This window comes from Pseudomonas mosselii, assembly GCF_005796105.1.
GTDB lineage: Bacteria > Pseudomonadota > Gammaproteobacteria > Pseudomonadales > Pseudomonadaceae > Aquipseudomonas > Aquipseudomonas mosselii_C.
This window is the reverse complement of the sequence record NZ_VAUO01000001.1, coordinates 33,518-48,210: the sequence shown is the minus strand read 5'-3', so window position 1 is coordinate 48,210 and position 14,693 is coordinate 33,518. Positions and strand designations below refer to the sequence as shown.

Sequence of the window (14,693 nt, the reverse complement as noted above, 5' to 3'; positions counted from 1 at the left end):
GGTTAGCCAGCCGAAACCGACTGACGACGCAACCACCGGACGGCCCTCCCCACTCCCTGGCCCTTGCCGATGGCTCGATTGCCACTCTAGCCATGCAGCACCCAACGATTAAGTATCGTTACCGTAACGCTTACAGCCGCAGGCAAGGCCTGCCTTCATGGGGCGTATCCAGAAAATTCTGCAGTGCGCTGCAGATAGACGAGGCCATGGCCTCCTGATAGGTGATGGCCATATAGGCGGCGCCGTCGAACTGCTCCGACCAAGCCACGCAGCCGGTCTGTACCTCGATCAGCCGTACCGAAGCACGGATGCGCTCGGCATCGACATGTACACTGCCTTCCAGGCGATGGCCGAGGCTGTCGTCCGCCTGCCGCCGGGGCTCACGCTCGCCCGAGGGCTCCAGGATGATTCGTCGGCCAAGATTCTTGTACAGCAGATGGGTCAACTCCTCATGCAGGCCGAGGGCGAAATGCTCCCACTGACCGAACTGAGAGACGCATTTGAAGGGGCAGATGGAAAACGCGCTGGCGGGCACCGATGTACAACTTGTAGCCACTCGACGGCGAAACTGTGGCATGTAACAACCTAGCGGCACCTCGATTTCGATGCTGGCCAGACGCCCTGCGGCGCAGTAGTAACTCTTGAGTTTGGTTCGCAAGCGCCCCACCTGGACCCTTACCACCGGGTCCTCGCCTGGGCTGTAGCAACGGGGGTCACGATCAAATACAGCAATGCCAATGGCGTACTCGCTGGTGTCTCGCGGGCAATCGGCGATCGCCTGTTCGACCAAGTAATCAAGCAACCGACTCATGCGCGGTGACTTACAAAACGCTACGCTGGCCAGCAGCGCATCCTTGGCGGCTTTGACTTCTTCGACCGCAATACGGTCGCGCCCAACACACTGCATTTGTGCATCAGCCATGGCATGAATTTCCTCTGCGTCCTTACTGGGAAAACGCTGCGCATGCCGTGTGACTGAACGCGCTGCATCCTGAGTAGCTCGGCGACAGCCACACAGCGTCTCCCGTTGCCTCGGGTGAGCGCACTGGCGCTTGGCCATAGTTTATAACCCAGGGTAAGCGCCAAGGAGTAACGTTACCGTAGCCCCTGTGGACCCTTGCACAAGACGGGAAAGACCGCCCATCAGGCTCCACCGACCCAGCCCGCGTTGGGTAGGCTCAAGCCAGAGCCAGCGTCAATGCGTCGGGGCCTTGCGCCAGGCGCAACACACAGTAGCCAGCACGATCAACGCAGCACCCGCAGCCATGCGCAACGAAGGCTGCTCGTCGAACAGCAACGCCGCGCAGGCGATGGCGTAGACCGGCTCCAGGGCGATGATCATGCCTGCGGTGCGCGCCTCCAGGCCTTCGAGGCTTTTGACGAAGAGAAACTGGGAAAGCCCGGTGCAAAACACCCCCAGCAATGCCAGGTTGACCCAGTCAGGCGCACCCAGGCTGGTGCTACCCAGATGACTGAAGGCAAGGGGTGCAACCACCACAGCCACCACCACGTTTTGCCAGAACGACACCTGCATGGCGTTCATACCTGCCGGGCGACGGCGGTTGGCCACTGCCAGCAGCGCGAACGACAGGCCTGAGGCCAATCCCCACAGCAGGCCTACGGTGCCACTGTCGAGCAGGTCGAACGATGGCACCACCAGCACCAAACCGGTCGTGACCATGAGCAGCAGCGCGGACTCGACGACACCGATGCGTTCGCGGAACACGCTCAGGTCAATCAGTGCGATGAACGCCGGGAAGCTGGCGAAGCCCAGGGTGGCCACGGCCACACCGCCGACCTTGACGGCGACGAAGAAGGTCAGCCAATGGGCGGCCAGCAGGCCACCGGTCAGGGCCAGCACCGGGATATTGCGCCACTTCAACGCATCGAGCAGACGGGTGCCCTTGAGGCCGGCGACGAACCCCAGGGCGATGAAGGCAAAGGTGGCGCGACCAAAAGTGATCAGGCTGGCGTCGGCTTCGATCAGGTGACCGAGGATGCCGGTCAAGCCGAACAATACCGCGGCGATGTGGGCAGCGAGCAATGCGTTACGGTGGCCGCCCGACGAATCGGCGGCAGTGATGGAGGTAGCGATCATGGCAGTCAAGTCTCACAAAAGCGCGCAATCACGCCGTTGGCGGCCAGGTGCGTGCTGTTGGTATTTGGGCTTTGTAGTTATGTGTGCGTGCCGGTTGACCGGAGCACGGGGCGCCGCAGCGTTGGAATTGTGAGACGAGGCTGCTTACTCGTAAGTGTCGCGTCGGAGGCCCTTGGCGCAGGGTTGACCGATGAATCAATTATTCGGATTCGCGAGCAGAGCGAGCAGATTGCCGAAGACATGCGCTTGTCTGTTTGCGACGTCTGCAATGGCAGGACACGACAGTCAGGGTAAAGGCGCGGCAAACTTCGTAGGAGGAAGAGGCGATAGCGGCATAGCCCGCCTGCCTGAGTGATCCCACGCGGCACGGTGCAAAACGCCGAATGCAAAAAGGGCGACCCTTGCGGATCGCCCTTTCTGATGTTTGGTAGGCACAATTGGACTCGAACCAACGACCCCCACCATGTCAAGGTGGTGCTCTAACCAACTGAGCTATGTGCCTGTCGTGTGGGGCGCATTCTACAGATAGAGAAATCCCTGTCAACATTTTTTTTGAAGCTAAGCTACTGAATCTAAAAAATATTTAGCGGAATATAGACGGCAACCGAGGCGTAAAGGATTTTCACCGGACGACTAGCGGGTGTTTATTATTATTGATAGCATCGGTACATTCGTTAAAAATATAAAACACGAGGTTTCTCGAGCATGGCTAACACCCCCTACCCCCAGTCCTACTACGCCGCCTCGGCCAACCCGGTGCCGCCACGTCCGGCGCTGCAGGGTGAGGTGGAAACCGATGTGTGCATCATCGGTGCCGGCTACACCGGCCTGTCCAGCGCCCTGTTCCTGCTGGAGAACGGCTTCAAGGTGAGCATCGTCGAAGCCGCCAAGGTCGGCTTCGGCGCCTCGGGCCGCAACGGCGGGCAAATCGTCAACAGCTACAGCCGTGACATCGACGTCATCGAGCGCACTGTCGGCCCCAAGCAGGCTCAACTGCTGGGCCAGATGGCCTTCGAAGGTGGCCGCATCATTCGTGAGCGCGTGGCCAAGTACGACATCCAGTGCGACCTGAAAGACGGTGGCGTGTTCGCCGCGCTGACCAGCAAGCAGATGGGCCATCTGGAATCGCAAAAGCGCCTGTGGGAGCGCTTCGGCCACACTCAGCTGGAATTGATGGACCAGAAACGCATTCGTGAAGTGGTGGCCTGCGACACCTATGTCGGTGGCATGCTCGACATGAGCGGCGGCCACATCCATCCGCTCAACCTGGCCCTGGGCGAGGCGGCAGCGGTGGAGTCGCTGGGCGGCATCATCTATGAACAGACCCCGGCCGTTCGCATCGAGCGGGGCGCCAATCCGGTGGTACACACCCCTCAGGGCAAGGTTCGCGCCAAGTTCATCATCGTCGCCGGCAACGCGTACCTCGGCAACCTGGTGCCTGAGCTGGCCGCTAAGTCCATGCCCTGCGGCACCCAGGTGATCACCACCGAGCCGCTGGGCGAGGAACTGGCGCGCAGCCTGTTGCCACAGGACTACTGCGTAGAGGACTGCAACTACCTACTCGACTACTACCGCCTGACCGGTGACAAACGCCTGATCTTCGGCGGCGGCGTAGTGTACGGTGCGCGTGATCCGGCCAACATCGAAGCGATCATCCGCCCGAAGATGCTCAAGGCATTCCCGCAGCTCAAGGACGTGAAAATCGACTATGCCTGGACCGGCAACTTCCTGCTGACCTTGTCGCGCCTGCCGCAGGTTGGCCGCATTGGCGACAACATCTACTACTCGCAAGGCTGCTCAGGTCACGGCGTGACCTACACCCACCTGGCGGGCAAGGTCCTGGCCGAAGCCCTGCGTGGCCAGGCAGAACGTTTCGATGCCTTCGCCGGCCTGCCGCACTACCCCTTCCCGGGCGGGCAACTGCTGCGCGTGCCATTCAGCGCCATCGGCGCCTGGTACTACAGCCTGCGTGACCGCCTGGGCTTCTAAAAGGCCCATCCGGCAGAGTTGACTCGGGCCGCTTAGCAGCCCGAGTCTTTTGCCGCAATCATGGCCCCAGGCTGTTGACCGCCTGCTTGGCGGCAATCTCCTGCCCTGAACGGAAAAGCTCGTCGGCCGCCATCAACCAGCGCTGGCGATCCACCTGGGCAGGCAATTGGCGCGGCGACTGCACCAGCACCGCCCAGCTCCCCTCCTTCGCCCACGCCGAGGCAAAGTCACCGAACCCCATCAACTGGCGCCGGTGCATGCCGCTGCGCAACAACACGCGCTTCTTGTAGCGGTCGTAACCGATCAGCACCGCATAACGCGGCTCGCTCCACAAGATCGAACCTTCCTGGTAGCGCACCAGCACCGGGTAGCCTGCCGCCACCTGGGTAAACAGCGCGTCCAACTGCTTGTCCAGCGGGTACACCACCTTGCCGAACTGGCGGGCTACACGGGGAATCGCTGTGTCCAGTGAGTCGACAGCCTGAGGCAGCCCCAAGGACTGGTCGAGCAGACCCGGCGTGATCGGTGCGCCCTGCTGCGATAGCACGGCGGCCAGGGCCATGGCGCCACTGTGGTTGGCATTGCCGCGGTAGAACGGCACGCTGCTGAGTTCGGTGCGCTGGGGCTGGCCCTTGACCGCTGGCGCGGGCGCACTGGCGCAGCCGCTCAACAAGGTAGCCAGCAGGCAGGCGGCCAGCAGGCGACGTGGACCGAAGACACAGGAGTTGGACGATGGTTGCAACATGGACACTCGCTTGTTCCGATGCCAGGCAGGCGACGCCCGGCCCTGGCGCCGATGATAGGACGCCAGGGCGCGCGGGTATAGCCCGGTGCAGACTTGCGACCAAACGATCCAAGCACTCGACCTTCGGTCAATGGAACGTCACAGGCCGCACGCTAGACTAAAGCTGTGTCAGAAGCGCGAGCCTGGCTCGCCGAAAAGAAGGAGGCACTATGAGCCTGACGATGGCAATCCTGATGCTGGTTGGCATGTGGTTGAGTGTCGCGACCGCCATGCTCTGGGGTGTGCTGCGTATCGTACGGCGGCATGCCCAGCCCCACCGCCCTGCTCCCAAAGCCGCACCGCGCCACGCTACGGCGCACTGAGCGAGCCACAGCACAGCGGGGCAAGCCCGCCCCCACGCTTCATGCAGCCGTGAGAACACGCTTGCCCCGCTGTGACTACCGTCAGATCAACCTTCGGCTGCTTCGCGCTTCAACCGCGCACGGCGCGCCATGATGTTAAGCACCTCGATAGCGGTCGAGAATGCCATGGCCGCATACACGTAGCCTTTCGGTACATGCGCGCCGAAGCCTTCGGCAATCAGGGTCATACCGATCATGATCAGGAAGCCCAGGGCCAACATGACCACGGTTGGGTTGTCGTTGATGAACTTGGCCAGCGGGTCGGCGGCCACCAGCATCACGATCACGGCACTGATCACAGCGATGATCATGATCGGCAGGTGTTCGGTCATGCCCACGGCGGTGATGATGCTGTCGATCGAGAACACGATGTCCAGCAACAGGATCTGGAAGATTGCCGCCGTGAAGCCGATGGTCACGGTGCTGCCCACCTTGGACTCTTCCTTGGCGCCATGCGGATCGACGCTTTCGTGGATCTCCTTGGTCGCCTTCCACAACAGGAACAGGCCACCGGCGATGAGGATCATGTCCTTCCACGAGAAGGCATGACCGAACACATCGATCACCGGCTCGGTCAACTGCACGATCCAGGCCACGGTGCTCAGCAGTGCCAGGCGCATTATCAAGGCCATGCTGATACCGATACGGCGGGCCTTGGAACGATAAGCCTCTGGCAGCTTGTTGGTGAGGATGGAGATGAAAATCAGGTTGTCGATACCCAGCACCACTTCCATGGCCACCAAGGTGGCGAGTGCGACCCAGGCGGTGGGGCTAGCGGCGAGTTCCAGCAAATATTCCATGGTTCAGTCCTGCTTCCGGTCAGATGTCCTGGGTGTCTTTCTTGTCGTCTTCGGCCTTGGCCTTGCCGTCGCTGCCGATGGCATCGTTCAGCGCCTGCTGAGCCGCTTCGTGAGTCTGGTCGATGGCCTGCTTGGCCGACTGCGCCGCCTGGTCGAGCATCTGCTGGGCGGACTTCTCGGCCTGGTCGCAGCCACTCATGGCGAACAGCGCCAGGGCCAGCACCAAAGGCGTGCCGATGGATTTGAGTTGTAGCATGGGGGCCTCGTTGGTCAATAACCGGGCGGCGCGGGGTGCGCTCGATAAGGCCGCATTCTAAAGAGGCTGAAACATCCATAAAATTCGTATTTTCAGCGTATATACTTCGGTTTTTACGAATCGGCAAAGACCATGCTCAATTACCGCCAGCTACATTACTTCTGGGCCGTGGCAAGAACCGGCAGCATTGCCCGCGCCAGCGAGCAACTGAACCTAACGCCGCAAACCATCAGCGGGCAGATCAGCCTGTTCGAGCAGACGTGGAACATAGAACTGTTCCAGCGCGTAGGCCGCCAACTGGAGCTGACTGAAACCGGGCGCCAGGCCCTGGGATACGCCGAGCAGATGTTCCAGATCGGTGGCGAGTTGGAAGCCATGCTGCGCGCCGGCCCCCAGGAGCAGATCCTGTTCCGCGTCGGGGTGGCGGACGTGGTGCCCAAATCCATCGTTTACCGGCTGCTGGCGCCGACCATGGAGCTGGAAGAGGTACTGCGTATCAACTGCCGCGAGGACAAGCTCGAACGCTTGCTGGCAGACCTGGCAATCCAGCGCCTGGACCTGGTGATCTCCGACAGCCCCATGCCCAGCCATCTGGACATCAAAGGCTACAGTCAAAAGCTCGGTGAATGCGGGTTGAGCTTCTTTGCCACAGCGGCGCTGGCCGAGCGCCTGGCCAAACCCTTCCCGGCCTGCCTGGACGATACGCCGCTGCTGATTCCGGGGCAGGAAACCGTGCTGCGCAGTCGCCTGCTGCGCTGGCTGGCCGAACAGCAGGTGCAGCCGCGTATCGTCGGCGAATTCGACGACAGCGCCTTGATGCAGGCTTTTGGCCAGTCAGGCAGCGGTATCTTCGTGGCACCCAGCGTGATCGCCGAGGAGGTGTGCCAGCAGTACGGGGTTAGGCTGATCGGGCAGACCGAAGCGGTCAAGGAGTCGTTCTATGCCATTTCGGTGGAGCGCAAGGTCAAACATCCAGGGATCATGGCGATCACCGAAGGCGCGCGGCGGGAGCTGTTTCACTGGTGAAGGCGCAACCTAGGCCGGCGCCTGGCGCTCGGGTGCCAGGGGCGCGCCGCGCCCACAAAGCCAACCCGGCAACTGTGCTAGAGTCGCGCCCTTTAACGCAATAGAGATTGGCAGCACATGTCCCCCATCCTCCGTCTCGTCAACCGCACTGGGCTGGTGACGCAGATCTGCATCGGCCTGGTGGCCGGTATCGCCCTTGCCCTGCTCGCACCGAGCGTGGCCAGCGACCTCGGATTGCTCGGCAAGTTGTTCGTAAGCGCCTTGAAGGCAGTGGCGCCAGTATTGGTGTTCATCCTGGTGATGGCTTCGATCGGCAATCATCGGCACGGCCAGCAAACACATATCCGCCCGATTCTCTGGTTGTACCTGTTAGGCACCTTCGCCGCAGCAGTGGTCGCCGTGGTCGCCAGCCTGCTGTTCCCGTCGCAACTGGCGCTGCACACCAGCGAGGTGCAGCTCAGTGCACCAGGTGGTATCGGTGAGGTGTTGCAGAACCTGTTGCTGAGTGCGCTCGACAACCCGGTCAATGCCCTGATCAACGCCAACTTCATCGGTGTGCTGACCTGGGCCATCGGCTTGGGCATCGCCCTGCGCCATGCCAGCGAAACCACCCGCGGCGTGGTCGCAGACCTGTCCAACGGCGTGACGCTGATCGTGCGCGTGGTGATTCGCTTCGCCCCGCTGGGGATCTTTGGACTGGTCGGCTCGACCCTGGCGCAATCGGGGCTGCAAGCGCTGTTGGGCTACCTGCACCTGCTAGGGGTGCTGATCGGCTGCATGTTGTTCGTGGCGCTGGTGATGAACCCGTTGATCGTGTTCTGGAAAATTCGCCGCAACCCCTATCCGCTGACCCTCCTGTGCCTGCGCGAGAGTGGTATCACGGCGTTCTTCACCCGCAGCTCGGCCGCCAATATTCCGGTCAACCTGGCCTTGTCGGAAAAACTCGGTCTGCACGAGGACACCTATTCAGTGTCGATCCCGCTGGGTGCGACCATCAACATGGCCGGTGCGGCGATCACCATCACCGTGCTGACCCTAGCTGCCGTGCACACCCTGGGTATCACGGTGGATCTGCCGACAGCCGTGCTGCTCAGCCTGGTCTCGGCCGTCTGCGCCTGCGGCGCCTCAGGCGTGGCCGGAGGCTCGCTGCTGCTGATCCCGCTGGCTTGCAGCCTATTCGGTATTCCGAGCGAAATCGCCATGCAGGTGGTAGCGGTGGGCTTCATCATCGGCGTGCTGCAAGATTCGGCCGAAACGGCGCTGAACTCCTCGACCGACGTGCTGTTCACCGCAGCGGCGTGCGAGCGCATGGCACCGCGTAGCGCCTGATAGCCCGGTCGCGGGGCAAGCCTGATACCGCGCTTGCCCCGCGAAGGCGCTTTACCTAGGCTAGTGGCCTTTTCCTCGCAATGAGACAGGGCCATGTCAGAACACGAAACCATCGGCGAAGGCCGTTTCAGCAGCATCGAGATCCGTGTGCTCGGTTCGCTGATCGAGAAACAAGCCACCAGCCCAGAAACCTATCCCCTGACTCTCAATGCCCTGGTTCTGGCCTGCAACCAGAAGACCAGCCGCGAGCCGGTGATGAACCTCTCCCCAGGCCAGGTCGGCCAGGCCCTGCGCGCCCTCGAAGGGCAGGATATGACGCGCTTGCAGATGGGCAGCCGCGCCGACCGCTGGGAACAGCGGGTGGACAAGGCCTTGGAACTGGTGCCGGCGCAACTGGTGCTGATGGGCCTGATGTTCCTGCGCGGGCCACAGACGCTGAACGAGTTGCTGACCCGCAGCAACCGCCTGCACGACTTCGATGACACCGAGCAGATCCAGCACCAGCTCGAGCGCCTGATTTCCCGTGGCCTGGCCCTGCACCTGCCACGCCAGCCCGGCCAGCGCGAAGACCGTTACACCCACGCGTTGGGCGATCCCGCCGAGATCGAGGCGATACTTGCTGCACGCCAGCACGAAGGCGTCACCCGCAGCGCAGGTGGTGCGGTGTCGGAGGAACGCATCGAAGCGCTGGAAGCGCGGATCGCCGCGCTGGAGGCACGTCTGGCCCAGCTGGAGGGCTGAATCAGGGCTGTTCGACGTCGGGGAAGTTGCGGCAGCTCTTACGTTCGGCCAACTCCCGTTCGCTGGGACGCTGGTCAACGAACACAGTATGGCCGTCGGCGTAGATTTCCAGATAACCCCAGTGCAGGTCCTGCTCTTTCTGCCCGGGCTGGGGTGGTACGAGCCACCAGGGTTCGCGGCTGATCAGGGTCATGCGGAGGATTCCTCAAGGGTCTAGCGTAAGCATAGACACCTTCAGGTCAGGCTTTGCTTGAGCGGGCCTCTTCGCCGCTGACGCCACGAAGAGGCCCGAGCAGGCTTACGCCGGTGCCGAGGTCCGGATCAGGTGATCGAACGCCGCCAGCGACGCCTTGGCCCCCTCGCCAACGGCGATGACGATCTGCTTGTACGGCACCGTGGTCACGTCACCCGCAGCGAACACGCCTGGGAGGTTGGTCTGGCCCTTGGCATCGACGATGATCTCGCCACGAGGCGACAGCTCGACGGTGCCTTTGAGCCAGTCGGTGTTCGGCAGCAGGCCGATCTGCACGAAGATGCCTTCGAGCGCCAGTTCGTGTTGCTCATCGGTGGCGCGGTCCTGGTAGCGCAGGCCACTGACCTTCTCGCCATTGCCGATCACTTCAGTGGTCAGCGCACGGGTGATCACCTTGACGTTCGGCAAACTGTGCAGCTTACGTTGCAGTACAGCGTCGGCGCGCAGTTGGCTGTCGAACTCGATAAGCGTCACATGCGCGACGATACCGGCCAGGTCAATGGCCGCTTCCACACCCGAGTTACCGCCACCGATCACCGCCACGCGCTTGCCCTTGAACAGCGGGCCGTCGCAGTGCGGGCAGTAGGCGACACCACGACCACGGTACTCCTGCTCGCCGGGTACGTTCATTTCGCGCCAACGGGCGCCCGTGGCGAGGATCACGGTCTTAGCCTTGAGCGAGGCCCCACCGGCCAGACGTACTTCGTGCAAGCCGCCCTCGGCAGCCGGGATCAACGCTTCACCGCGCTGCAGATTCATGATGTCGACGTCGTACTGCTTGACGTGCTCCTCCAGGGCCGTGGCCAACTTCGGTCCCTCGGTTTCCTGCACCGAAACGAAGTTCTCGATAGCCAGGGTATCGAGCACCTGGCCACCGAAACGCTCCGCAGCAACACCCGTGCGGATGCCTTTACGCGCCGCGTAGATGGCCGCCGAAGCACCGGCCGGGCCGCCACCGACCACCAACACGTCGAAGGCATCCTTGGCATTGATTTTCTCGGCCTGGCGAGCCCCGGCGCTGGTGTCGATCTTGCCAAGGATCTCTTCCAGGCCCATGCGGCCCTGGCCGAATCCTTCGCCGTTCAGGTAGATGCTCGGCACTGCCATGATCTTGCGGCTTTCGACTTCTTCCTGGAACAGCGCACCATCAATGGCCACGTGACGCACATTGGGATTGAGCACCGCCATCAGGTTCAACGCCTGGACCACGTCCGGGCAGTTCTGGCACGACAGCGAGAAGTAGGTTTCGAAGTTGAACTCACCCTGCAACCCTTGGATCTGCTCGATCACCTCGCGGCTGGCCTTGGACGGATGGCCGCCGACTTGCAGCAGCGCCAGCACCAGGGAGGTGAATTCGTGGCCCATGGGAATGCCGGCAAAGCGCAGGCTGATGCTTTCACCCGGGCGGTTCAGCGAGAACGAAGGGCGACGTGCGTCGGTGCCGTCCGCACTGAAGGTAATGAGGTTCGACAGGCCGGCGATTTCCACCAGCAGGTCGTGCAATTCGCGGGACTTCGCGCCGTCGTCGAGGGAGGCAACGATCTCGATCGGCTGGGTGACCCGCTCCAGGTAGGTTTTCAGTTGCGATTTAAGCGTGGCGTCCAACATACGGGCGATTCCTTTTTTCAAAACTCGGATACAAAAACGCCCAGGCGATAGCACCCGGGCGTTTGACGGGGCGGTCAGTGCTTCAGCTTTGGCGGCTGCTCACCGCCCGCGACAGGCTCATCGGCTTAGATCTTGCCGACCAGGTCCAGCGATGGCGCCAGGGTAGCTTCGCCTTCTTTCCACTTGGCCGGGCAGACTTCGCCTGGGTGAGCGGCAACGTACTGGGCAGCCTTGACCTTGCGCAGCAGCTCGGCTGCATCGCGGCCAACACCGCCGTCATTGAGTTCGACGATCTTGATCTGACCTTCCGGGTTGATCACGAAGGTACCGCGATCGGCCAGGCCAGCTTCTTCGATCAGCACGTCGAAGTTGCGCGAGATCACGTGGGTCGGGTCGCCGATCAGCGGATACTGGATCTTGCCGATGGTGTCCGAGGTGTCGTGCCAGGCTTTGTGGGTGAAGTGGGTGTCGGTCGACACACCGTAGATTTCCACACCCAGCTTCTGGAACTCGGCATAGTTGTCAGCCAGGTCACCCAGCTCGGTCGGGCACACGAAGGTGAAGTCAGCTGGGTAGAAGAACACTACCGACCACTTGCCTTTCAGGTCGGCTTCGCTGACCTGGACGAACTCGCCCTTGTGGTAGGCGGTGGCGTTGAACGGTTTGACTTGGCTGTTGATGATTGGCATGAGAGACACTCCTTCATGGGGTTGGAATCAGTTGATGGAGTGAATCCTACCGACTGATGCCGATGAAGGCTCATTGGTAAAGCTCATGCTGCTGATTGGTTTTGGCTATAAGGCAGGATTATTAATAGAAGGATTGTTGCTGAGCAAAGGCTTGTGCGGACACGTCATGTCGCCCGCGAAGCAGGTGACGCGGTGGATGGCACCGGCTATGCCGGTGTTCGCGGCACAAGGCCGCTCCTACACACGGGCAGCGCTGGATTCAGGTGTTGCACAATCCTGTGGGAGCGGGTTCACCGGAGTGCCGGACCACCGCGAAGCAGGCGACGCGGTGGATGGCACCGGCTGCGCCGGTGTTCGCGGCACAAGGCCGCTCCTACACAGGGGGCAGCGCTGGATTCAGGGATTGCACAGTCCTGTGGGAGCGGCGCTATCAGCGTGTCACGCTGCGCATGGTGACGAACTCTTCAGCAGCAGTCGGGTGCACGCCGATGGTCTCGTCGAACTGCTGCTTGGTCGCCCCGGCCTTGAGCGCGATACCCAGGCCCTGGACGATCTCGCCAGCATCTGGCCCGACCATGTGGCAGCCCAGCACCTTGTCGGTCTCGGCATCCACCACCAGCTTCATCAGGGTCTTCTCCTGGATGTCGGTGAGGGACAACTTCATGGCTCGGAAGCGGCTCTCGAAGATCTGTACCTTGTGCCCGGCTTCCAGCGCCTGCTCCTCGGTCAGGCCCACGGTGCCGATTGGCGGCTGGCTGAACACCGCAGTGGGGATGTTGCGGTAGTCCACCGGGCGGTACTGCTCAGGCTTGAACAGGCGGCGGGCCACGGCCATACCCTCAGCCAGCGCAACCGGGGTCAGTTGCACTCGACCGATCACATCGCCAATGGCCAGGATCGACGGCGCGGTGGTCTGGTACTGCTCATCCACGCGAATGTAGCCGCGCTCATCCAGCTCCACGCCTGTGTTCTCAAGGCCTAGGTTATCCAGCATCGGGCGGCGCCCAGTGGCGTAGAACACGCAATCGGCGACCAGCTCGCGGCCATCCTTGAGGGTGGCCTTGAGGCTGCCACCCTCAAGCTTGTCGATGCGCTGGATATCCGCGTTGAATTGCAGGTTCAGGCCGCGCTTTTCCAGCTCTTCTTTCAGGTGCGTGCGCACCGAGCCGTCGAAGCCGCGCAGGAACAGATCACCCCGGTACAGCAGCGTGGTGTCGGCGCCCAGGCCCTGGAAGATCCCGGCGAACTCCACGGCGATGTAGCCCCCGCCCACGACCAGCACGCGACGCGGCAGTTGCTTGAGGTAGAACGCCTCGTTGGAGGTGATGGCCAGCTCCTTGCCCGGGATGTCCGGCACTTGCGGCCAGCCACCGGTGGCGATGAGGATGTTGGCCGCGCTGTAGCGCTGGCCCTCGACTTCCACTTCGTTGGCGCCGGTAATGCGGGCATGGCCCTGCAACAGGGTAACGCCGCTATTGACCAGCAAGTTGCGGTAGATGCCGTTGAGGCGCTCGATCTCACGGTTCTTGTTGGCGATCAACGTGCCCCAGTCGAAATGCCCCTCTTCCAGGGTCCAACCGAAGCCTGCGGCCTGTTCCAGCTCGTCGGCCACGTGTGCAGCGTAGACCATCAGTTTCTTGGGCACACACCCCACGTTGACGCAGGTGCCCCCCAGATAGCGGCTTTCAGCCACCGCCACCTTGGCGCCGAAGCCTGCGGCGAAGCGCGCCGCACGTACACCGCCAGAACCGGCGCCAATCACGAACAGATCAAAATCGTAAGCCATGCGTTGAGTCTCCTAGGCAGGCGCCCAGCATAGCGCCGTTGGCCGCCGCAAACAAAAAAGCCACCCCGAGGGGTGGCTCCGTGACTTGCCAGGCTCGATCAGTAAGCCTTGCCAGTCTTGTAGAAGTTCTCGAAGCAGAAGTTGGTCGCCTCGATGTAGCCTTCGGCGCCACCGCAGTCGAAACGACGGCCCTTGAACTTGTAGGCGATCACGTTGCCTTCAGCGGCTTGCTTCATCAGCGCGTCGGTGATCTGGATTTCGCCGCCTTTACCCGGTTCGGTCTGCTCGATCTTCTCGAAGATGTCAGGGGTCAGGATATAGCGACCGATGATCGCCAGGTTGGACGGGGCGTCTTCTGGCTTGGGCTTCTCGACCATCGAGTCAACGCGGAAGATGCCGTCCTTGATCTCTTCACCGGCAATGACGCCGTACTTGTTGGTTTCTTGCGGATCGACTTCCTGAATGGCGACGATCGAGCAGCGGTACTTCTTGTACAACGCGACCATTTGCGCGAGCACGCCGTCACCGTCGAGGTTGACGCATAGGTCGTCCGCCAGCACTACCGCGAACGGTTCGTCGCCAATCAGTGGGCGGCCAGTCAGGATCGCATGGCCCAGGCCTTTCATCTCGGTTTGGCGGGTGTAGGCGAAGGAGCACTCGTCAAGCAGGCGACGGATGCCGACCAGGTATTTCTCCTTGTCGGTGCCCTTGATCTGGTTTTCCAGCTCGTAGCTGATGTCGAAGTGGTCTTCAAGGGCACGCTTGCCGCGACCGGTGACGATGGAGATCTCGTTCAGGCCGGCGGCCAGTGCCTCTTCAACGCCATACTGGATCAGTGGCTTGTTGACCACCGGCAGCATTTCCTTGGGCATGGCTTTGGTAGCAGGCAGGAAGCGGGTGCCGTAACCGGCGGCCGGGAACAAGCATTTCTTGATCATATACGTCCTTTAACGAAGGGCTTTGCGTACGAAA

At 61.9% G+C, this 14,693-nt stretch carries 15 protein-coding genes and 1 tRNA gene; 5 read left to right on the top strand and 11 right to left on the bottom strand.

The features are described from left to right. Positions 1-130: 130 nt before the first annotated feature. The 3 genes from FEM01_RS00210 to FEM01_RS00200 form a co-directional block, all read right to left on the bottom strand. Entirely contained in the window at positions 131-922 is a 792-nt protein-coding gene (locus FEM01_RS00210; RefSeq protein WP_138217278.1) for a hypothetical protein, read from the bottom strand. Between the two features lie 273 nt (positions 923-1,195). Then, on the bottom strand, positions 1,196-2,098 hold the full coding sequence (locus FEM01_RS00205; protein WP_138217277.1) for a DMT family transporter: 903 nt from the start codon (positions 2,096-2,098) through the stop codon (positions 1,196-1,198). Positions 2,099-2,523: 425 nt separating this feature from the next. Further along, positions 2,524-2,600 (bottom strand) — tRNA-Val (locus FEM01_RS00200). 203 nt (positions 2,601-2,803) lie between these two features. Here FEM01_RS00200 and FEM01_RS00195 point away from each other — a divergent pair. Then, positions 2,804-4,087 (top strand): NAD(P)/FAD-dependent oxidoreductase, encoded by a 1,284-nt coding sequence (locus FEM01_RS00195; protein ID WP_138217276.1) that lies wholly within the window; start codon positions 2,804-2,806, stop codon positions 4,085-4,087. A gap of 58 nt (positions 4,088-4,145) precedes the next feature. Here FEM01_RS00195 and FEM01_RS00190 read toward each other — a convergent pair whose 3' ends face one another. Beyond that, entirely contained in the window at positions 4,146-4,832 is a 687-nt protein-coding gene (locus FEM01_RS00190) for a peptidase C39 family protein (protein WP_138217275.1), read from the bottom strand. A gap of 209 nt (positions 4,833-5,041) precedes the next feature. Here FEM01_RS00190 and FEM01_RS24085 point away from each other — a divergent pair, with 209 nt between their 5' ends. Further along, on the top strand, positions 5,042-5,194 hold the full coding sequence (locus FEM01_RS24085; RefSeq protein WP_171030877.1) for a hypothetical protein: 153 nt from the start codon (positions 5,042-5,044) through the stop codon (positions 5,192-5,194). Positions 5,195-5,280: 86 nt separating this feature from the next. Here the strand turns inward: FEM01_RS24085 and FEM01_RS00185 are convergent, their stop codons facing one another. Both FEM01_RS00185 and FEM01_RS00180 read right to left on the bottom strand, forming a co-directional pair. Beyond that, positions 5,281-6,033, bottom strand: coding sequence for a TerC family protein (locus FEM01_RS00185; RefSeq protein WP_138217274.1), 753 nt, complete (start codon positions 6,031-6,033; stop codon positions 5,281-5,283). A gap of 19 nt (positions 6,034-6,052) precedes the next feature. Continuing rightward, positions 6,053-6,289, bottom strand: coding sequence for a hypothetical protein (locus tag FEM01_RS00180; RefSeq protein WP_138217273.1), 237 nt, complete (start codon positions 6,287-6,289; stop codon positions 6,053-6,055). A gap of 132 nt (positions 6,290-6,421) precedes the next feature. On the opposite strand from FEM01_RS00180, the gene nhaR reads away from it, so the two are divergent. From nhaR to FEM01_RS00165, 3 genes are all read left to right on the top strand, one after another. Beyond that, the gene (gene nhaR, locus FEM01_RS00175) at positions 6,422-7,315 is read left to right on the top strand and encodes a transcriptional activator NhaR (RefSeq protein ID WP_138217272.1); all 894 of its coding nucleotides are present in this window, start codon (positions 6,422-6,424) and stop codon (positions 7,313-7,315) included. A 117-nt stretch (positions 7,316-7,432) separates the two neighbouring features. Continuing rightward, on the top strand, positions 7,433-8,644 hold the full coding sequence (sstT, locus tag FEM01_RS00170) for a serine/threonine transporter SstT (RefSeq protein ID WP_138217271.1): 1,212 nt from the start codon (positions 7,433-7,435) through the stop codon (positions 8,642-8,644). A gap of 93 nt (positions 8,645-8,737) precedes the next feature. Continuing rightward, the gene (locus FEM01_RS00165; RefSeq protein WP_138217270.1) at positions 8,738-9,385 is read left to right on the top strand and encodes a YceH family protein; all 648 of its coding nucleotides are present in this window, start codon (positions 8,738-8,740) and stop codon (positions 9,383-9,385) included. Position 9,386: 1 nt separating this feature from the next. Here FEM01_RS00165 and FEM01_RS00160 read toward each other — a convergent pair whose 3' ends face one another. From FEM01_RS00160 to galU, 5 genes are all read right to left on the bottom strand, one after another. Then, positions 9,387-9,578 carry a hypothetical protein gene (locus tag FEM01_RS00160; RefSeq protein ID WP_138217269.1) on the bottom strand — a complete coding sequence of 64 codons (192 nt, stop codon included), beginning with the start codon at positions 9,576-9,578 and terminating at the stop codon, positions 9,387-9,389. Between the two features lie 105 nt (positions 9,579-9,683). After that, a complete protein-coding gene (gene ahpF, locus FEM01_RS00155; protein WP_138217268.1) occupies positions 9,684-11,246 on the bottom strand; it encodes an alkyl hydroperoxide reductase subunit F in 1,563 nt (520 codons plus the stop codon). A gap of 125 nt (positions 11,247-11,371) precedes the next feature. Then, positions 11,372-11,935, bottom strand: coding sequence for an alkyl hydroperoxide reductase subunit C (gene ahpC / locus FEM01_RS00150; protein ID WP_004375926.1), 564 nt, complete (start codon positions 11,933-11,935; stop codon positions 11,372-11,374). Positions 11,936-12,365: 430 nt separating this feature from the next. Then, positions 12,366-13,721 (bottom strand): glutathione-disulfide reductase, encoded by a 1,356-nt coding sequence (gorA, locus tag FEM01_RS00145; RefSeq protein WP_138217267.1) that lies wholly within the window; start codon positions 13,719-13,721, stop codon positions 12,366-12,368. Between the two features lie 98 nt (positions 13,722-13,819). Continuing rightward, a complete protein-coding gene (gene galU, locus FEM01_RS00140) occupies positions 13,820-14,659 on the bottom strand; it encodes a UTP--glucose-1-phosphate uridylyltransferase GalU (protein WP_138217266.1) in 840 nt (279 codons plus the stop codon). Positions 14,660-14,693 lie beyond the last annotated feature (34 nt).